Raw genomic sequence first — 18,921 nt, 5'->3', positions numbered from 1 at the left:
CGCGGATCAGCCCAGGTGCGCGAGTTGGGGTTTGGTCGGCACCACGATCACCGTGGGCCCCTCCGCGGCGACCGCGGCCTCGAATTCCTTCACCAGCTGCTCGGTGTGGGTCACGGTGACGGCGCGGCACCCGAAGCCCGTCGCCAGGGATTCGATATCGAGGCCGGGCAGATCCAGACCCGGCACGCCCGGTGTCTTTTCAAGCAGCGCAAAGGATTTCAAGACGGAATACTCGCCGTTGCGCATTACGACGAACACGATCGGCAGCTTGTGCTGCGCGGCGGTCCAGATCGCCTGAATCGAATACTGGAAGGAGCCGTCGCCGATGGTCGCCACCACCGCGCGCTCGCGACCAGCCGCGCGGTCACCGAGCGCGACGCCGACCGCACCGGGCACTCCCCAGCCGATTCCTCCGCTGCCGGTGGCGAAGAAGGAGTGCGAACGCACGGTCGGCAGCCAGCGGGCCTGCTCGGCCATCGTCGACGTCGACTCGTTGACCAGTGCGGCTTCCGGCGGCTTCACCGTGTTCAGCGCGGAGTACACCTGTGCCGGGGTCAGCGGTTCGCTGGCCGGCTCAACGGTGCCCGGGCTGCGGTCAAGCGGTGTGGGCGTGGGCCGGTCCGACTTGGCCTCGATCAGCGGGGTCAGTTGCTGCAGGGCAAGCAACGTGTCCCCCAGCAGGCTGTCCCCCACCGGCGCTGCCGCCGTCAGCCATGGGTCCGCGGTGATGTGCAGCAAATCGGTGCCGTCGGGCAAGAAATCGCCCGCCACGTAGGGGTAGTAGCGGAAGACCTGAGCGCCGACGACCACGACCAGATCGTGGCCGCGCAGCGCGGCGTTCACTTCCGCGATCGTCATCGGCAGCATGCCCTGGTACAGGGGATGGTCTTCGGGGAACGAGATGCGGTCGGGCAGGGGACCGGAATACACCGGCGCGTGCACCTGCTCGGCGAACGCCACGGCGGCATCCCATCCGCCGGCCCGGTCGACTTCGGGGCCGAAGACTAGCAGCGGCCGTTGCGCCCGGTTGATGCGCTCGGCGAAGTCACCAAGACGCGCCGCGTCGGGCGCGCTGCGGAGGCTGGCCGTTCGGAGCACCGCCGGCCCGAGGGCCGGCTTGTCCCAATCGTCAAGGGGTATTGACAGGTACACCGGGCCGGCGGGCGGCTGCACCGCGACCGCGTAGGCGCGCATGAACGCCGCCGGCACGTCCTCGGCGCGGGCCGGCTGGTAGGCCCACTTGACCCATGGCAGCGGGAGCAGCGTTTCGCTCGTATTGGTCAAATACGGCTCGGACAAAACCATTTCGCGGGTCTGCTGTCCGGCGGTGACGATCATCGGGGTGTTGCTCTTATAGGCCGCGATCAAGCTGCCCATCGCGTTTCCGGTGCCCGCCGCGGTGTGCAAATTCACCAGTGACGGTTTGCCGGTCGCCTGCGCGAAGCCGTCGGCCATGGCCAGCACCGACGCCTCCTGCAGGCCGAGCACGTACGTGAAGTCGGCGGGGAAATTCTTCAAGAACGTCTGCTCGGTTGAGCCGGGGTTGCCGAAAACCGTCGTCAATCCCAAGCTGCGCAGCAGATCGTACGTAACATCCCAGACGGTGGCTTGAGACGGCATGAGCCCAAGATCCCCTTCGCGGTGCACTTTCGGTGAATAGAGCGAGCGCCCGCCGGTGCGGGCGCTCGATCCCTGTGCCTTAGATTGTCGGGTTCGTGGGGACTCGTTGTCGATGTTCTGGCCGACAGCATCTCGCCCCGACCACAGTGGTTGTCGACATTCTTCCGGCGGAACCGCCTGCGGGAAGGTGTTTATCCGTTGGCTATTGGCCGGCGGCTGCTCGGCGCGCCAGCTTCCAGCCGGGACGCACGAAGTGGCAGGTGTACCCGTTGGGGTAGTGCTGCAGGTAATCCTGATGCTCGGGCTCGGCTTCCCAGAAATCGCCCGCGGGGCTGACCTCGGTCACGACCTTGCCCGGCCACAGGCCCGACGCCTCGACGTCGGCGATGGTGTCCAGCGCGACCCGCTTCTGCTCGTCGTCGACGTAGAAGATGGCCGAGCGGTAGCTGGTCCCAATGTCGTTGCCCTGGCGGTTCTTCGTCGTCGGATCGTGGATCTGGAAGAAGAACTCCAGCAGCGTGCGGTAATCGGTGACCGCCGGGTCGTAGACGATTTCGATGGCTTCGGCGTGCGTGCCGTGATTGCGGTAGGTCGCGTTGCGGACGTCGCCGCCCGTGTAGCCGACCCGGGTCGAGATCACGCCGGGTTGCTTGCGGATCAGCTCCTGCATGCCCCAGAAGCAGCCGCCGGCGAGAATCGCCTTTTGAGGATCTGCCATGATCGCCCCTCCTTGCCGTCTCGCTACCCGTAGTCGCCTGCAACCCGAAGCGCTCCTCCGATTATTCCGCATCGCCGCCGTCGCCGGCGACGGTCGGCGATGCTCGACAAACGTCAATAGAACGTGTTCTAGTTTTGGCATGACTACCGCCACGTTCTCGCACAGCGAACTCGCCACCGCCTTCGAGAAATTCGAGGAAACGGTCGCCCGGGCCGCCGAGACCCGGGACTGGGACGCCTGGGTCGAGCAGTACACGCCGGACGTCGAATACATCGAGCACGCGGCGGGCACCATGCACGGTCGCGACGAGGTGCGCGAGTGGATCAAGCAAACGATGACGACCTTCCCCGGCAGCCATATGGTCGCGTTCCCCACGCTGTGGTCGGTCATCGATGCGCCCACCGGGCGGGTCATCCTCGAACTGGACAACCCGATGCGCGACCCCGGCGACGGCAGCGTCATCAGCGCCACCAACATCACGATCATCACGTATGCCGGCGACGGCCTGTGGAGCCGTGAAGAAGACATCTACAACCCGCTGCGTTTCCTGCGGGCGGGGCTGAAGTGGTGCCGCAAGGCGCAGCAGCTGGGCACCCTCGACGACGACGCCGCGCGTTGGATGGAACAGAACGGTGGGCAGCAGTGAGCGCGAAACCCAAGCTCGTCATCGGCGCCAACGGCTTTCTGGGTTCGCATGTGACCCGCCAACTCGTCGCCGACGGCGCCGAAGTGCGGGTCATGGTGCGCCCGAAAGCCAACACCCGCAGCATCGACGACCTGCAGGTCACCCGCTTTCAGGGCGGCGTCTTCGACACCGACACGGTGCGCGAGGCGATGGACGGCGTCGACGACGTCTACTACTGCGTCGTCGACACGCGCGCCTGGCTGCGTGACCCGTCGCCGTTGTTCCGCACCAACGTGGACGGCCTGCGCAACGTTCTCGACGTCGCCGTCAAGGAACCGGGCCTGCGCAGGTTCGTCTTCACCAGCACCTACGCGACGGTGGGCCGGCGACACGGGCACGTGGCGACCGAACAGGACGTGATCGACCCACGCGGCCTGACTCCGTATGTCCAATCCCGGGTCCAGGCCGAAGATTTGGTGATGCGCTACGTGGCCGAGGCCGGGCTGCCCGCCGTCGCGATGTGCGTCTCGACGACGTACGGCAGCGGGGACTGGGGCGGCACCCCGCACGGCGCGTTCATCGCCGGCGCGGTCTTCGGCAAGCTGCCCTTCCTGATGAACGGCATCCAGCTGGAGGTCGTCGGCGTCGACGACGCCGCGCGGGCCATGATCCTGGCCGCCGAGCGCGGCCGCATCGGGGAGCGATACCTGGTCTCCGAGCGGATGTTTGCGCTGAACGACGTCGTGCGAATCGCGGCGGACGAGGCGGGCGTACCACCGCCGCGACGCGCGATTTCGGTGCCGGTGCTCTACGCCCTGGCCGCGATGGGCACCCTGAGGGCGCGACTGACCGGCAAGGACTCCGAACTCAGCCTCAAGTCGGTGCGGATGATGCGCGCGGAAGCCCCCGTCGACAGCAGCAAGGCGATGCGCGAATTGGGCTGGCAGCCGCGCCCGGTCGAGGAATCGATCCGCGAGGCGGCCCGGTTCTGGGTCGCCCTGAAGGGCGCGCAGTCCGCTCGATCCGAGGCGAAGGACAGCACCGCCGCCCAGGCCGACTAGCCTGCGCTCCTCGTCGGTTCAGTTGCCGGGCCGCGGCGGCAAGGTCGTGACGACCGCGTCGCCGGCCCCGGTGGACGAGGAGAGATGCAGCGGATGCAGCGGCAGTTCGCTCGTCTGCGTCAACGCGGCCTGGTGTTGCAGGATGATGCCCTCACGCAGCGCCCATGGGCTCACTTGCACGGTGGGAATCTGCAGGTAGCGCAGCGTCTCGAGGGCCACGATCGCCCCGGCCAGGATCTGTCCCGCCCGCGCCGTCGACACGCCACGCAGCCTTGCGCGTTCGGCCGGGGTCAGCCGTTTGAGCCGGGGCAGGCAGCGAGCCAGGTCCGCCGTCGCCAGGGTGCGGCGAACGAACGGGCCCTCGCGCATCTTGGGGGCGCCGCACAACCGCGCCAATTGCCGGAACGTCTTCGACGTCACGACCACCTGGCCCGGTTTACCCTCCCAGATGATCCGGTCGGCGACGTCACCGAGCTCGCTCTCGACGCGTTTCCGCAGCGCCTTGAGTTGCTTGCCGGAGGGCACGGGCGCGGAGCCGAAGAACTCGCGGGTGGCGCGGCCGGCCCCCAGCGGAAACGAGAAGGCGAAGTCGGGCGCCTGGTCACGACCGAAGGCCAGTTCCATCGAGCCCCCGCCGATATCGATGATGAGCATCCGCCCGGCCTGCCATCCGTACCAGCGGCGGACGGCGCCATAGGTCAGGCGAGCCTCTTGCTCCCCGGAAAGCACCTGCAACCGAATCCCGCACTGATCTTCGATGTGGTCCAGCACCGCGTCCCGATTAGAAGCATCGCGAATCGCAGCCGTCGCGAACGGGTACAGCCATTCGACATCGAAGTCGCGCGCCGCGGAAATCGCTTGCTCCACGGCCGAAGTCACATGGGCGATTCCCGATTTCGAGATCGCGCCGTCCTCGCCCAGCTCCTCACCGAGGTGGGTGTGCTTCTTGACGGCGCGGACCGGGAGCGGCGGACTGCCCGCCATCGCGTCGACCACCTGCAGCTGCGCCGAATTCGAGCCCACGTCGAGCACTCCGAGTCGCATAGCGAGCGCATACCCCGGGACGTTCGACCTAAGCAGAGCAGGCGGGAAGTCTTGGGCCCGGCCTGGTGTTGCAACGTGCATCAGCGTCTGAGGAGGAACCCATGACCCACCCGGAAATCAAAGAACCGAGCGCCGGGCATCCGATCACCATCGAGCCGACGAAAGGCCGGGTGCAGGTGCGCGTCAACGGCGAACTCGTCGCCGACACCACCGCGGCGCTGGAGCTGCGCGAAGCGAGTTTGCCTGCGGTGCAATACATTCCGATAGGCGACGTGGTCTCCGACCGGCTCACCCGCACGGACACCAGCACCCACTGCCCGTTCAAGGGTGACGCCAGCTACTACAGCGTGACCACCTCCGCGGGCGAGACCGTCGCCGACGCGATCTGGACGTACGAGCAGCCCTACCCCGCCGTCGCGGCGATCGCGGGGCACGTCGCCTTCTACCCGAACAAGGCCGAGATCTCAGTAGCCCCCACTGGGTGATCTGGGCAGCGCGCGCTCCTGCGCGCGCGTGTCGCTGTATTCGCGCATCGAAACGATCAGCCCGTCGCGTATCTCGAAGATGCAGGCGAAGGGGCTGTCGTATTCGACTCCGTCGGTGTTGGTGCCGAACGCCTGGGCCTCCACCACCACCGTGTCACCGTCGGCGAAGCAACTGCGCAGCTCGACGGTGAGATCCAAGGTCCGCTTGCGCCACTCGACCGATTGCCGCAATGTCGCCTTGTCGAACGATATCCGGGTGTAAAGGCTCCAATAGGTGAAGTCGTCGCTCAGCAGCGAAAAGCCCTCGTCCAGGTCGGCACCCTCGGTCAGGCTCTGCAAGAACATCCAGGCGAGCTCCGTGTGCGGGCCATCGAATGGCGTCATCACATCGCAATATTGTCGTGGGACATCGTTGCCGGTCAAACAGCATGGTCCTTGGAGCTCGCGGTGACCCCAGATTGCAGAGTGAACGGGTGAAGAGCGCGCGGACGGTCACCTTCCCCGGAGCGGCCAGCTTCGGGCACACCCTGGCGCCGCTGCGCCGCGGTCCGCGCGATCCGTGCTTCCGGGTGCCCGGCGACGGCACCATCTGGCGGACCAGCCTGCTGGCCAGCGGGCCCGTCACGGCGCGGATCAGCCGCGCCGCCGCCAACGCGGCCCATTGCGAGGCCTGGGGCGGCGGTGCTCAGGAGTTCATTGAGATGCTGCCCGCGATGCTGGGCGCCGACGACGACGCGTCTGACTTCGAGCCGCGCGACCCGATCGTGGCCGCCGCCCACCAACGCGTGCCGCACCTGCGACTGGGCCGCACCGCACGGGTGCTGGAGGCCCTGATCCCGGCGATCATCGAGCAGCGGGTGCCGGGCGCCGACGCGTTCCGGTCCTGGCGTGTCCTGGTGTCCAAACACGGGACCCCCGCGCCCGGGCCGGCGCCGGCCGGGATGCGGGTGCCGCCGTCGGCCGAGGCGTGGCGGCACATCCCGTCGTGGGAGTTCCATCGCGCCAACGTCGACCCGCGGCGGGCGCAGACGGTGGTGGGTTGTGCGCGGCGGGCGGCCTCGCTGGAGCGGCTGGTGTCGCGGCCGGCGGAGGAGGTCCGCCGGGCTTTGACCTCCCTGCCGGGAGTGGGTGAGTGGACCGCGGCCGAAACCGCGCAGCGCGCGTTCGGTGACGCCGATGCCGTCTCGGTGGGTGACTATCACATTCCCAAGATGATCGGCTGGACGCTGCTGGGCCGCCCCGTCGACGACGCCGTGATGCTCGAGCTGCTCGAGCCGATGCGCCCACACCGCCACCGAGTGGTCCGGTTGCTGGAGGCCAGCGGGCTGGCGTACGAGCCGCGGCGCGGCGCCAGGCTGCCGGTGCAGCAAATTCACACGCTCTGACCCACGGTGTTTTCCGGGCGGGCCATCGGGTACCCAGCAGGGCAGTACCGTGTGCCAACCGCGGGGAAGGAAGCTAGGGAAAAGTAATGACACAGTTCACAATTCCGGGATTGACCGACAAACAGGCGGCCCGACTCACCGAACTGCTGCAAAAGCAACTGAGCACCTACAACGATCTGCATCTCACGTTGAAGCACATCCACTGGAACGTGGTGGGCCCGAACTTCATTGGCGTGCATGAGATGATCGATCCCCAGGTGGACGCGGTGCGAAACTTCGCCGACGACGTCGCCGAACGCATTGCGGCGCTTGGGGCTTCGCCGCAGGGCACGCCGGGCGCGATCATCAGGGATCGCTCGTGGGACGACTATTCCGTCGGCCGCGACACGGTCCAGGCGCATCTGGCCGCGCTGGACCTGGTCTACAACGGCGTCGTCGAGGACATCCGCCAATCGATCGACGAGACGGACGAACTCGACCCGGTGACCCAGGATTTGCTGATCGGGCAGGCGGGACAACTAGAGAAGTTCCAATGGTTTGTCCGGGCGCATCTGGAAAGCGCGGGCGGCGCGCTGGCCCACGAGGGCGCGAGCACCGAAAAGGACGCAGCGAGCAGCGCGCGGCGCGAGTCCTAGCTATCCGTAGCTGATTCGCCTTCGGCGACCGTCGAGGGCGGGCGCGCGCGCTCGGCCTCGCCGGTTTCCCGGTTCAGCCGCTGCGCCTCGTAGATGGTGACGTTGCTGCGCGACAGCACCAGGGCCGCAATCCCGACGGCGAGGATCGCGCCCGGCACCACCGAAAACGAGCCGGTCATCTCGGCGACCATGATCATGATCGCCAGCGGTGCGCGCGCGACGCTGCCGAAGCACGCCATCATCCCGACCACCACGAAGATGCCGGGTTGGTGCGGCACCCCGGGCAGCCCGGACAGCTCGCCCAGCCGCCACACCGCGGCCCCCACGAAGGCGCCGATCACGATCCCCGGTCCGAACAGGCCGCCGGATCCGCCGGTACCGATCGACAGCGACGTGGCCACGATCTTGGCGATCGGCAGGACGACGACGACCCACAGCGGGATCGCCAACAGCGACGTGCGGTCCGCCGCCAGTTGGGCCCAGCCGTAGCCACTGCTCAGGATCTGCGGGAGCAGCAGTCCCAGCAGCCCGACGAGCAGACCGCCCAGCGCCGGCTTGAGCACCGCGCCGCCGGGCAGCCGCTGGGTCAGCCGCACGGTGGCATGGAAGGTGCGGGCGTACAGGTAGCCGACCGCCGCCGCGACCAGACCGATCACGACGAACCACAGCAGCGGCCACGCCTTCTCGAAGCGGTACTCGGCATCGATGTAGCCGAACAGCGGATCGAAGCCCAGGAATGCCCCGAGCACCGCGTAGGCCGTGCCCGAGGTGATGAAGCCGGGGAGCAGGTAGCGGTAGTCGAAGTCGTCGCGGTAGGGGATCGACGCGGCCAGCACCGCCCCACCCAGGGGTGCCGCGAAGATTGCGCCGATGCCGGCGCCGATGCCCAGCGCCACCGCCGTCCGGCCGTCCTCGTCGGACAGGTTCAGCCGCCGGGCGAGCAGCGAGGAGAAGCCCGCCGAGATTTGCGCGGTCGGGCCCTCGCGGCCGGCCGAGCCGCCCGAGCCGATGGTCAGCGCGCTGGCCACCATCTTCACCAGCACGGCACGAAAGCGGATGGCGCGGGGATCGCCGTGGACGGCCTGGATGGCCTCGTCCGTGCCGTGGCCGGTGGCCTCCGGGGCCAGCTTCGCCACGATCAACGCGGACAACAGCGCGCCGCCCGTCGTCACCAGCGGGATGGCCCACGCCCGGCTGAAGCCCGTCGACCCGTGGGCGCCACCCTCCCCGACCGGCGTCGGGATGTGGTAACCGGCCAGGTAGCCGAGCAGAAACTCGGCGGTGTACTTCAGCGCGAAGTAGAAGACGACGGCGCCCAGGCCGGCGATGACGCCGATCGTGACGCCCAGCAGCAGCCACTTCTGCACGTAGCCCGACTTGCGGATCGATGCCCCGAAGCGGCCACCCGCGGCCCCGGCCGGGGCCTCCGCCGGTTCGCTCACAGCGCGCGCCTGACCCCGGGCATCACGTCATCTTATGCAGCCCCACCGGCCGCACGCCGGGGAATAACCGGACCAGAGTCCGGTTATAGCCGGTATCCGTTATCGAGGAGGTAGATATGCCGGCTATAACCGCCGACACCCTGACGCTGCCGCGCGTCGGCGCACCAGGTCCCGCCGACACCGAACGGCCCGTCCGGTCGATCACCACCGGACCACGCGGCTACGAGGGCGAGGGCTTCCCGGTGGTCCGCGCGTTCGCCGGGGTCAGCACCGCCGACCTGGATCCCTTCGTGCACATGGACCAGATGGGCGCGGTGGAGTACCAGCCGGGTGAACCCAGGGGCACCGATTGGCATCCGCACCGCGGGTTCGAAACCGTCACGTACATGATCGACGGCAAGTTCGCGCACCAGGATTCGCACGGCGGAGGCGGGCTGATCACCGACGGCGCGACCCAGTGGATGACGGCGGGTTCGGGAATCCTGCACATCGAGACGCCGCCAGCCGAACTGGTCGAAAGCGGCGGGTTCTTCCACGGCGTCCAGCTGTGGGTGAACCTGCCGAAGAGGGACAAGTTCGCCGCACCCCGGTATCAGGCCATCGAGGGCGGCGACGCCGGGTTGGTGGCGTCGGACGACGGCGGGGCCCTGGTCCGCATCATCGCCGGTGAGATCGGCGGTCAGCGCGGCCCCGGGATCACCCACACTCCGATCACGCTGGCGCACGCGACGGTCCAAAGCGGCGCCCGGCTCAACATTCCGTGGCGGCGCGATTTCAACGCGCTGGTCTACGTGCTGTCCGGCGACGGATACGTCGGTCCGGTGCGCCACCCGATCCGTTCGGGGCAACTGGCGGTGCTCGGGCCGGGCGACCGGATCACCGTGGGGGCCGACCGACAGGCGATCGATGTGCTGCTGCTGGGCGGTCAGCCGATTCGTGAGCCGGTATTCCACTACGGGCCTTTCGTGATGAACACCCGCGCCGAATTGGTCGAGGCGCTAGAGGACTACCAGGCCGGAAAATTCGGCACCATTCCGCCAAATGCGCTAATGCCCCACCGTGGCGGTGGCACACTCTAGAAATGCCGCAAACGGCGAGTCGCCGGCCGGGACGTCCCCCCGCCGCAAAGGCGGACGAGACGCGACAGCGGATCATGCAGGCGGCTCGCCTGGTATTTGCGGAGCGGGGCTACGACGGCGCGACGTTCCAGGCGATCGCGACCCGCGCCGACCTGACCCGACCGGCGATCAACCATTACTTTTCTACCAAGCGGCTCCTGTACCGCGAGGTGCTCAAGCAGACGAACGCCCTCGTCATCGGGGCGGGCATACGCCAGGCGGAGAGCGAGGCCACGCTGACGGGTCGGCTCACGGCGTTCATCACCGCCGCGGTGCGGGCAAACTCCGACAATCCCGCCGTCTCGGCATTTCTGATTGCCGCGGTGCTCGAGTCGCAACGGCATCCGGAATTAAGCGGAGCTGAAATTGATTCGGTCAAAATTAGCCGCGAATTTCTGGCGTCGGCGGTCAACGATGCAATCGAGCGCCGAGAGGTCGCCCCCGATATCGATGCGTCCGCATTGGTCGAGACACTAATAGTCGTGCTCTGCGGCGTCGGGTTTTACGCCGGCTATATCCGCAGCTATGAAGAGATCCTCGCGATCAGCGACGTGCTGCGCCGGCTCTTGGAAGGCGCGCTCTGGCGGCCGGAGGCCTGACCGGCCGGGCGCAGTGAAGTTGCGCACAAAGCGCATAGGCTAACTAACTTATTCGGTAGCATGGTCTCGCCATGACTGATGTGGACGCCTCCCTACCGCCTTCCCTTCGGACCGCCGGTGACAGCTGGGCCATCACCGAACTCGTCGGCGCCACCGCGCTCGGGGTGGCCGCGGCGCGCGCTGCGGAAACGGCCGGACCCGACCCGCTGATCCGTGACGAGTTCGCCCGCCTCTTGGTGTCGTCCGCGGGTGACGCCTGGGCGCGGCTGGCCGACGCCGAGCTGGCCTGGCTCGACGGCGATCCGCAGGGGCAACGCGCGCACCGGCTCGGCATCGACTACCAGGCGGTGCGCACCCACTTCTTCGACGAATACTTCGGCGAGGCCGCCAACGCCGGGATTCGGCAGGTCGTGATCCTGGCCGCCGGGCTGGACTCGCGGGCCTTCCGGTTGAACTGGCCACCGGGCACCGCGGTGTACGAGATCGACCAGCCCAAGGTCCTCGAGTACAAGACCCGGACGCTGGAGGAGCACGGCGCGGTGCCGACCGCGACCCGGCGTCCCGTTCCGGTGGATCTGCGCGACGACTGGCCCGCGGCCCTGACCGCCGCCGGGTTCGACCGCACCCGGCCCACCGCGTGGCTCGCCGAGGGCTTGCTGCCCTACCTGCCGAGCGACGCCCAGGACCGGCTGTTCGAGATGTTCACCGCGCTCAGCGCGCCGGGCAGCCAGGTCGCCATCGAGGCGTTCGGCATGAACTCGCGAAGCAATTCGCAGCGCTGGCTGCGGATGCGGGAGCGGCTCGGCCTGGACGTCAACGTCCAGGCGCTGACCTTCCACGAGCCCGACCGCACCGACCCCGTCGCCTGGCTGACCGACCACGGCTGGCAGGTGGACGCCGTGAACAACCGCGACGAGATGGCCCGATTGGGCCGCCCCGTTCCCGACGACCTGGACGACGAGGCCGTCCGCAGCACGCTGCTGCGCGCGCGTCTTGGCGGATCGAACAGCTGATGAAGGAGCAAGCAACGCGATGAGCTCACTGCGCACTCACGACGACACCTGGGACATCAAGACCAGCGTCGGCAGCACCGCGGTCATGGTGGCCGCCGCCCGCGCCGTCGAAACCGAACGGCCCGACCCACTGATCCGCGACCCGTACGCCCGGCTGCTGGTCGAAGGCGCCGGCGCCGGCGTCTTGTGGGAGGCCATGCTCGACCCGGAGATCGCCGCCAAGGTCGAGGCCCTCGATGAGGATTCCGCCGCCCACCTGCACCACATGCGGGGCTACCAAGCGGTGCGGACGCACTTCTTCGACACCTTCTTCGCCGACGCCGTCGCCGCCGGGATTCGCCAGATCGTCATCCTGGCGTCGGGGCTGGACTCGCGCGCCTACCGGCTGGACTGGCCAGCCGGCACCACGGTGTACGAGCTCGACCAGCCCGAGGTCCTGGCCTACAAATCCACCACCCTGGCCGAAAACGGCGTGACCCCCGCCGCGGATCGCCGCGAGGTGGCCATCGACCTGCGTCAGGACTGGCCGGCCGCGCTGCGTGCCGCCGGCTTCGACCCGACGCAGCGCACGGCGTGGCTGGCGGAGGGGCTGCTGATGTACCTGCCCGCCGAGGCCCAGGACCGGCTCTTCACCCTGATCGGTGAGCTGAGCCCGGCCGGCAGCCGGGTTTCGGCCGAAACCGCGCCCAACCACGCCGACGAGCGGCGGCAGCAGATGCGCGAACGGTTCAGGAAGGTGGCCGACGAGATCGGCCTGGAGGAGACCGTCGACGTCGGGGAGTTGATGTACCGCGACGACCACCGCGCGGACGTCGCGGAGTGGCTCAACGAACACGGCTGGCGCGCGACGGCCGAGCACTCGATCGACGCGATGCGCCGGCTGGGCCGCCTGATCGAGAACGTCCCGATGACCGACGACAAGGACGCGTTCTCCGACTTCGTGATCGCCGAAAGGATGTAAATGCCGCGCACGGCGGACGACTCCTGGGACATCGCCACCAGCGTCGGGGCGACCGCGGTGATGGTCGCGCTGGCCCGTGCCGCCGAGACCGCAAGCGCCGAGCCGCTGATCTCCGACCGGTTCGCCGAGGTGCTGGTGTCTACTCCCGAACTCGAGGGGGTTCGGGAGCAGGTCGCCGCCTGGTGGACGGCGGATCCCGACGACGAGGCCGCGGATTTCACGGTCGACTCCCGGCACATGATCAATTACCAGGCGGTGCGCACCCACTTCTTCGACGAGTACTTCGCCGAAGCGGTGACGGCCGGGATCCGCCAAGTGGTGATCCTCGCGGCCGGTCTGGACTCGCGGGCCTACCGGCTCGACTGGCCGGACGGCACCGTCGTCTACGAGATCGACCTGCCCAAGGTGCTCGAGTACAAGGCCGAGACGCTCGCCGCGCACGGGGCCGCCCCGGTCGTCGACCGGCGGCCGGTGCCCGTCGACCTGCGCCACGATTGGCCCCCGGCGCTTCGCGACGCCGGGTTCGACGCGACCCGTCCGACGGCCTGGCTCGCCGAGGGGTTGCTGCCGTTTTTGCCGGCGACCGCGCAGGAAGCCATGTTCGCCTCCATCGACGAGCTGAGCGGACCGGGCAGCCGGGTGGCGGTCGAAATCTTCGGCGTCGACCGGGAGAAGCGGCGCGAGGCCGAGCAAAGGTGGCAGGAGTTGCGGGACAGGCGCGCGGCGCGCGGCCAGGACATCTCGTTCAACCCCTTCGACCTCTGGTTCGACGACGAGGGACGTCCCGAGCCCGCCGACTGGTTCGCCGCACACGGCTGGACGACCCGCGCGGTGAGCGCGCGCGACGAGGGGCTGCGGCTGGGCCGCGCGCCGCAGTCGGAGGAGCGGCCGTTCACCAACAGCTTCGTGACGGCAAGCAAACCTTGAGCTAGGGCGGATCCTTCCTAACTGCTCCCCCAACCGGATGGTTAGGATCGCGGTTATCACCGATGAGCGGCCACCCGCACTGCAGCGGGCGACTCTGCTCGGGAAGGACAATGATGACCACCGAATCGGTTGCACAGAAAGCGTCGGAATCGAAGGAATCCACGAACGGCGCGCCCGCTCAGACAGTCGACATCCCCGCCACGGTGGCCCGGCTCCGCAAGACATTCGCCTCTGGGCGCACCCGCGACGTCGAGTGGCGCAGGCAGCAATTGCTGCAACTGCAAAAGCTGATGGAGGAGAACGAGGAGGCGATCAGCGCCGCCCTCGCCGCGGACCTGGACCGCAACAAATTCGAGTCGTTCATCGCCGACATCGGGACGACCGCCGGTGAAGCGAAGTACGCGGCCAAGCACCTGCGGAAGTGGACGCGCCGCCGCTACCAACGGCTGGAGCTGCCGCAGCGGCCCGGGCGCGGCTGGATCGAGTACGAGCCCTACGGCACCGTGCTGATCATCGGCGCCTGGAACTACCCCTTCTACCTGACGCTGGGTCCGGCCGTCGGGGCGATCGCCGCCGGCAACGCCGTCATCCTGAAGCCGTCGGAAATCGCGGCCGCGTCGTCGCGGTTGATGGCCGAGCTGGTGCCGCGCTATCTCGACAACGACGCGATCGCGGTCGTGGAGGGTGACGGTGCGGTGAGCCAGGAACTCATCGCGCAGGGCCTGGACCGCTTGATGTTCACCGGCGGCACCGAGATCGGCCGCAAGGTCTACGAGGGCGCGGCGCCCCACCTGACCCCGTGCACGCTCGAGCTCGGCGGCAAGAGCCCCGTGATCGTGGCCGCCGACGCCGACTTGGACGTCGCGGCCAAGCGGATCGCGTGGATCAAGCTGCTGAACGGCGGGCAGACATGCGTCGCACCCGACTACGTGTTGGCCGACGCGAAGATCCGCGACGAACTCGTCGACAAGATCGGTGCGGCCATCACCAAGATGCGCTCCAAGGAGCAGCAGGGAATTCGCATCGTCAACCAGCGCCAATTCGACCGGATCAGCGGTTACCTCTCGGACGGCGACGGCAAGGTCACCGTCGGGGGAGCCTGCGACGCGTCGACCCTGCGGATCCAGCCGACGGTCGTCGTCGATCCCGACCCGGACGGCCCGCTGATGCAGAACGAGATCTTCGGGCCGATCCTGCCGGTGATCACGGTCCAATCCCTGGACGAGGCAATACGTTTCGTCAACTCGCGGCCAAAGCCGTTGTCCGCGTACCTGTTCACCAAGGCGAAGGACATCCGCGAGCGGGTGATCAAGGAGGTGCCCGCCGGCGGCATGCTGGTCAACCACCTGGCGTTCCAGGTGTCGACGGCCAAGCTGCCGTTCGGCGGCGTCGGCGCCTCGGGCATGGGCGCCTACCACGGCCGGTACGGCTTCGAGGAGTTCAGCCACCGCAAGTCGGTGTTGACCAAGCCGACCCGGCCGGACCTGTCCAGCTTCATCTACCCGCCGTACACCGAGCGGGCCTTCAAGATGGCTCGCAGGATCTTCTGACGGCGCCGCCGCGCCAAATCGCTTGCTAGATCCAATGTTTCACACCAGAGAGGAACCTTATGCCCGGAGTGCAGGATCGCGTCATCGTCGTCACCGGAGCCGGTGGCGGATTGGGGCGTGAATACGCCCTGACCCTCGCCAAGGAGGGCGCCAGCGTCATCGTCAATGACCTCGGCGGGGCACGTGACGGCACCGGCGCCGGCCACAACATGGCCGACGAGGTGGTCAAGGAGATCAAGGACGCGGGGGGCCGGGCGGCAGCCAACTACGACAGCGTCGCCGAGCCCGAGGGCGCCGAGAACATCATCAAGACCGCGCTCGACGAATTCGGCGCCATCCACGGTGTCGTGAGCAACGCCGGGATCCTGCGCGACGGCACGTTCCACAAGATGACATTCGAAAATTGGGATGCCGTGCTCAAGGTACATCTGTACGGCGGCTACAACGTCATTCGCGCCGCCTGGCCGCACTTCCGCGAGCAGAGCTACGGCCGCGTCGTCGTCGCCACCTCCACCAGCGGGCTGTTCGGCAACTTCGGCCAGACCAACTATGGGGCGGCCAAGCTCGGCCTGGTCGGCCTGATCAACACGCTGGCGCAGGAAGGGGCCAAGTACAACATCCACGCCAACGCGCTCGCCCCGATCGCGGCCACCAGGATGACTCAGGACATCCTGCCGCCCGAGGTGTTCGAGAAGCTCACGCCGGATTTCGTTGCGCCGGTGATGGCTTACCTGTGCACCGAGGAATGCGCCGACAACGGGTCGGTTTTCATCGTCGGTGGCGGCAAGGTGCAGCGCACCGCGCTGTTCCAGAACGAGGGCGTCACTTTCGATCAGCCGCCGTCGGTGCAGGACGTCGCCGCGCACTGGGCCGAGATCACCGACCTCTCGGCAGCGCAAAAGGCCGGATTCAAGCTCTAAGGCCATGAAAGCCTGTGTGGTGCAAGAGCTGTCCGGCCCGGACGGCATGGTCTTCACCGATATCGACGACGTCAGCGCCGACGGCAACCACGTCGTCATCGACGTTCGCGCCGCCGGGGTGTGCTTTCCGGACCTGCTGCTGACCAAGGGCGAGTACCAGCTGAAGCTGCCCCCGCCGTTCGTCCCCGGCATGGAAGCCGCCGGAGTGGTGCGTTCCGCGCCGGAAGGCTCCGGCTTCCGGCCGGGCGAGCGGGTCTCGGCCTTCGGCATCCTGGGTTCCTACGCGGAACAGGTGGCCGTCCCGGTGCCCAACGTGATGCGCAGCCCCGCGGAACTCGATGACGCCGAAGCGGTTTCGCTGCTGGTGAACTACAACACCATGTACTTCGCGCTGTCCCGCCGCGCCGCCATGCGGCCGGGCGACACCGTCCTGGTGTTGGGTGCCGCCGGTGGGGTGGGCACGGCGGCCATCCAGGTGGCGCGGGCGATGGGCGCGAAAAAGGTGCTGGCCGTGGTGCACCGCGAGGCCGCGACCGACTATGTCGGATCGCTGGGCGCCGACCTGGTCGTGCCGCTGGCCGACGGCTGGGCGGACCGGATACGTGACTACACCCAGGGCCGCGGCGTCGACATCGTCGTCGACCCGATCGGCGGCCCGGCCTTCGACGACGCGATCCGGGTCCTGGCGATCGACGGCAAGCTGCTGGTGATCGGTTTCGCCGCGGGCGGCATTCCGACGGTGAAGGTGAACCGGTTGCTGCTGCGCAACGTCAGCGTGGTCGGCGTCGCGTGGGGCGAGTACCTCAACCGGGTCCCCGGTTCGGCCGCCCTGTTCGCCTGGGGACTGAGCCAATTGGTTTTCCTCGGGCTGAAACCCCCTCCGCCGCAACGCTATCCGCTGTCGGAGGGGCAGGCCGCGCTACAGTGCCTGGCCGACGGGGGCGTGCTCGGCAAGGTGGTACTGGAGCCCTAGCCGATCAGAAGGGGCCGGGGATCGGCGTTCCGGTGAAGATTGTGTCGGCGGCATTCACGATGCTCAGGAACTCGAAGCCGCCCGCGAGGGTAAACAGACCCACATCGGCGGCGATCGGTCGGCCGAAGGCGTCCATGAGGCCCTGAACGGGGTCGACAGTGATCGCTTCGTTGATCCCGTCCAGGAACAAATTGAAGTCGTAGGAAGGCACCGACACCGCAAGTGCCGTAGCGATGTCTGCCGTCGGAAGCAGCGTCGCATAAGCGGTCGAGACATCGCCCGCGATGGTGCCGGCGATGTTGCTGTTTGCCGACTGGATGGCCTGGATGACGCCGGTGATCGTCGTCGGCATCGACGCCGTCGAAGGCAGGGTCAGCGGCGGCAGCCCCGCGCCGCCCGTCGATGCGGCCGAAGCCGCCAGGTGCGACAGGTCGTTGGCGAAGGCGCCGACGCCCTGTGCGGTGGCGCCGGGCAGGAGGGCCGCCAGTTCCGTGGTTGCGCTCAACGGCGGCAGGAACCCGAACGGGGTCTGTACATTTGACGGGCTGGTCGAGTAGCCGAAGTTGGGATCGCCGTATCCCCAGTTGACGAGGAGCTTCAGGTCCGGCTGGATCAGGTCGGCGAGCGGATTGCCAATAAGGGGGAGGGCCCGTAGCGGCGTCAATAGCGGGAGGTTGTTGGTCGGAATCATGTAGTAATCGGTCATGCCGTTGGTGGGATCGAGAGCGGCTGACCCGGGCAACAGGAAGGCCGACGCTAGCTGAGCGTTCGTCAAGGTTGGGTAGGTGCCGTGCACGAAGACGATGCCCGCAAGCGCGTTGAGGTCGGAGAAGATGTCGATCGGATAGCGCGGGAAGTCCGCGAAGCCGTCGTATTCGAGCGAGTAAATGGTCGTCGGGAAATCGTTGGCGGGCGTCGAGGTCCCGAACGTGATTCCCAGGCTGGGAAGGCTTAGCCCCGGGAATCGCGCAAGCAGGCCGCCGTTCGGGTTGGCGGGGTCACCGAGCAGTGTGAAGTACACCTGGTTCGGATTGCCGAGCGTCCCATTCGTAAAGCCCTCGGCGAGAAGTTTCGGCATTTCCAGCGAGGCGATAATCGAGCTCTGCGAGTAGCCCAGAACGGACACGGCGTTACCGCTGCCGGGCGCGATCGCCAGTTTGATCGCGTTGTCCAGCTCGGTGACGCCGCGGGCCAGCGATATGTCCAGCGTCAGGTCCTTCACGCCGGTATACGGATACAGCCCCTCGGCCGTCGACACGGCTTGGAGAGGACCGCTGAAATGAATGAGGGGGCCGAAGGCGCCGTTCAAGTACCGGCTAAAGACATTATTCAGATAGGTCGTCGAGGGTGTCGCTGTGCCGCTGCCCGTCATGATCAAGTTCGCAACTACGTTGATCGTCGGATCCGTAGGCGTGAACGTTCCGACCGCCGGCCCGGTCGACGCCCCAGTGAGGCCGAGCGATGCGGCGATCTGCGCTTCGGTCTGCGCGTAAGCGTTTCCCGCGCCGGCCAACGCCGCGACGAACTGCCCGTGGAACGCCGACGCCTGCTGCAGCAGCGCCTGATATTCCTGACCGAACGAGCCGAAGAACTGGGCGGTGATGGCCGACACCTCGTCCTGGGCCGCGGCGGCCAGACTCGTGGTGGGACCGGCGGCGGCCGCCTTGGCTTCGTCGATCGCCGAACCGATTGCCGAAGCATCCGCTGCGGCACTCGACAAGATCTGGGGCTGTGTGATCAAGCTCGTCATCGCCTCTTCCCTTCCGGACACAAGGGTCCCGACGACGCGGCCAACCCGATGACCAGGCGCATCGCTGGAACCGGCACCCAGCTAGCTTAGGAGCG

General features: G+C 67.8%; 20 protein-coding genes. 14 read left to right on the top strand and 6 right to left on the bottom strand.

The annotated features are described in order from the left end of the window. Positions 1–6: 6 nt before the first annotated feature. The gene (gene mdlC, locus AC5Y4S_RS16700) at positions 7–1,620 is read right to left on the bottom strand and encodes a benzoylformate decarboxylase (RefSeq protein ID WP_500033795.1); all 1,614 of its coding nucleotides are present in this window, start codon (positions 1,618–1,620) and stop codon (positions 7–9) included. Between the two features lie 202 nt (positions 1,621–1,822). Next, complete coding sequence (msrA, locus tag AC5Y4S_RS16695) at positions 1,823–2,338, bottom strand: peptide-methionine (S)-S-oxide reductase MsrA (RefSeq protein WP_500033794.1); 516 nt, start codon at positions 2,336–2,338, stop codon at positions 1,823–1,825. Positions 2,339–2,477: 139 nt separating this feature from the next. Here msrA and AC5Y4S_RS16690 point away from each other — a divergent pair, with 139 nt between their 5' ends. Further along, positions 2,478–2,984: a nuclear transport factor 2 family protein gene (locus AC5Y4S_RS16690; RefSeq protein ID WP_500033793.1), complete on the top strand. Its 507-nt coding sequence runs from the start codon at positions 2,478–2,480 to the stop codon at positions 2,982–2,984. Further along, the gene (locus tag AC5Y4S_RS16685; RefSeq protein ID WP_500033792.1) at positions 2,981–4,024 is read left to right on the top strand and encodes an NAD-dependent epimerase/dehydratase family protein; all 1,044 of its coding nucleotides are present in this window, start codon (positions 2,981–2,983) and stop codon (positions 4,022–4,024) included. The genes AC5Y4S_RS16690 and AC5Y4S_RS16685 overlap by 4 nt, the downstream gene beginning before the upstream one ends. Positions 4,025–4,042: 18 nt before the next feature. On the opposite strand, the gene AC5Y4S_RS16680 is transcribed toward AC5Y4S_RS16685, so the two are convergent. After that, positions 4,043–5,068 carry a Ppx/GppA family phosphatase gene (locus AC5Y4S_RS16680; RefSeq protein ID WP_500033791.1) on the bottom strand — a complete coding sequence of 342 codons (1,026 nt, stop codon included), beginning with the start codon at positions 5,066–5,068 and terminating at the stop codon, positions 4,043–4,045. Between the two features lie 101 nt (positions 5,069–5,169). Here AC5Y4S_RS16680 and AC5Y4S_RS16675 point away from each other — a divergent pair, with 101 nt between their 5' ends. Continuing rightward, on the top strand, positions 5,170–5,553 hold the full coding sequence (locus tag AC5Y4S_RS16675) for a DUF427 domain-containing protein (protein WP_500033790.1): 384 nt from the start codon (positions 5,170–5,172) through the stop codon (positions 5,551–5,553). On the opposite strand, the gene AC5Y4S_RS16670 is transcribed toward AC5Y4S_RS16675, so the two are convergent. Next, the gene (locus tag AC5Y4S_RS16670) at positions 5,533–5,940 is read right to left on the bottom strand and encodes a nuclear transport factor 2 family protein (RefSeq protein WP_500033789.1); all 408 of its coding nucleotides are present in this window, start codon (positions 5,938–5,940) and stop codon (positions 5,533–5,535) included. The genes AC5Y4S_RS16675 and AC5Y4S_RS16670 overlap by 21 nt on opposite strands. Positions 5,941–6,026: 86 nt before the next feature. On the opposite strand from AC5Y4S_RS16670, the gene AC5Y4S_RS16665 reads away from it, so the two are divergent. Both AC5Y4S_RS16665 and AC5Y4S_RS16660 read left to right on the top strand, forming a co-directional pair. Then, positions 6,027–6,938: a DNA-3-methyladenine glycosylase family protein gene (locus tag AC5Y4S_RS16665; protein ID WP_500033788.1), complete on the top strand. Its 912-nt coding sequence runs from the start codon at positions 6,027–6,029 to the stop codon at positions 6,936–6,938. 86 nt (positions 6,939–7,024) lie between these two features. Further along, positions 7,025–7,573 carry a Dps family protein gene (locus tag AC5Y4S_RS16660; protein ID WP_068113194.1) on the top strand — a complete coding sequence of 183 codons (549 nt, stop codon included), beginning with the start codon at positions 7,025–7,027 and terminating at the stop codon, positions 7,571–7,573. Here the strand turns inward: AC5Y4S_RS16660 and AC5Y4S_RS16655 are convergent. Continuing rightward, positions 7,570–9,015, bottom strand: coding sequence for a chloride channel protein (locus tag AC5Y4S_RS16655; protein WP_500033787.1), 1,446 nt, complete (start codon positions 9,013–9,015; stop codon positions 7,570–7,572). The genes AC5Y4S_RS16660 and AC5Y4S_RS16655 overlap by 4 nt on opposite strands. 116 nt (positions 9,016–9,131) lie before the next feature. Between AC5Y4S_RS16655 and AC5Y4S_RS16650 the strand changes: the two genes are divergently transcribed. The 8 genes from AC5Y4S_RS16650 to AC5Y4S_RS16615 all read left to right on the top strand — a co-directional run bounded on the left by AC5Y4S_RS16650 (position 9,132) and on the right by AC5Y4S_RS16615 (position 17,076). Beyond that, positions 9,132–10,094, top strand: a complete 963-nt coding sequence (locus AC5Y4S_RS16650; RefSeq protein WP_500033786.1) for a pirin family protein — start codon at positions 9,132–9,134, stop codon at positions 10,092–10,094. Positions 10,095–10,096: 2 nt separating this feature from the next. Beyond that, positions 10,097–10,732, top strand: coding sequence for a TetR/AcrR family transcriptional regulator (locus tag AC5Y4S_RS16645; protein ID WP_500033785.1), 636 nt, complete (start codon positions 10,097–10,099; stop codon positions 10,730–10,732). A gap of 71 nt (positions 10,733–10,803) precedes the next feature. Next, complete coding sequence (locus AC5Y4S_RS16640; RefSeq protein ID WP_500033784.1) at positions 10,804–11,745, top strand: class I SAM-dependent methyltransferase; 942 nt, start codon at positions 10,804–10,806, stop codon at positions 11,743–11,745. A gap of 19 nt (positions 11,746–11,764) precedes the next feature. Further along, complete coding sequence (locus AC5Y4S_RS16635; protein WP_500033783.1) at positions 11,765–12,706, top strand: class I SAM-dependent methyltransferase; 942 nt, start codon at positions 11,765–11,767, stop codon at positions 12,704–12,706. Next, complete coding sequence (locus AC5Y4S_RS16630) at positions 12,707–13,633, top strand: class I SAM-dependent methyltransferase (protein ID WP_500033782.1); 927 nt, start codon at positions 12,707–12,709, stop codon at positions 13,631–13,633. Between the two features lie 110 nt (positions 13,634–13,743). Next, on the top strand, positions 13,744–15,183 hold the full coding sequence (locus AC5Y4S_RS16625) for an aldehyde dehydrogenase family protein (protein WP_500033781.1): 1,440 nt from the start codon (positions 13,744–13,746) through the stop codon (positions 15,181–15,183). Positions 15,184–15,242: 59 nt separating this feature from the next. After that, the gene (locus AC5Y4S_RS16620) at positions 15,243–16,103 is read left to right on the top strand and encodes an SDR family oxidoreductase (RefSeq protein WP_068113210.1); all 861 of its coding nucleotides are present in this window, start codon (positions 15,243–15,245) and stop codon (positions 16,101–16,103) included. Positions 16,104–16,107: 4 nt separating this feature from the next. After that, on the top strand, positions 16,108–17,076 hold the full coding sequence (locus tag AC5Y4S_RS16615; protein ID WP_500033780.1) for an NADPH:quinone oxidoreductase family protein: 969 nt from the start codon (positions 16,108–16,110) through the stop codon (positions 17,074–17,076). 4 nt (positions 17,077–17,080) lie between these two features. Here the strand turns inward: AC5Y4S_RS16615 and AC5Y4S_RS16610 are convergent, their stop codons facing one another. Further along, a complete protein-coding gene (locus AC5Y4S_RS16610) occupies positions 17,081–18,766 on the bottom strand; it encodes a PE family protein (RefSeq protein ID WP_500034039.1) in 1,686 nt (561 codons plus the stop codon). On the opposite strand from AC5Y4S_RS16610, the gene AC5Y4S_RS16605 reads away from it, so the two are divergent. After that, positions 18,678–18,878: a hypothetical protein gene (locus AC5Y4S_RS16605; protein WP_500034060.1), complete on the top strand. Its 201-nt coding sequence runs from the start codon at positions 18,678–18,680 to the stop codon at positions 18,876–18,878. The genes AC5Y4S_RS16610 and AC5Y4S_RS16605 overlap by 89 nt on opposite strands. Positions 18,879–18,921: the final 43 nt, after the last annotated feature.

The sequence above is a fragment of the Mycobacterium sp. NGS64 genome, from assembly GCF_059812245.1.
This window is presented reverse-complemented; position numbering and strand designations above follow the sequence as displayed.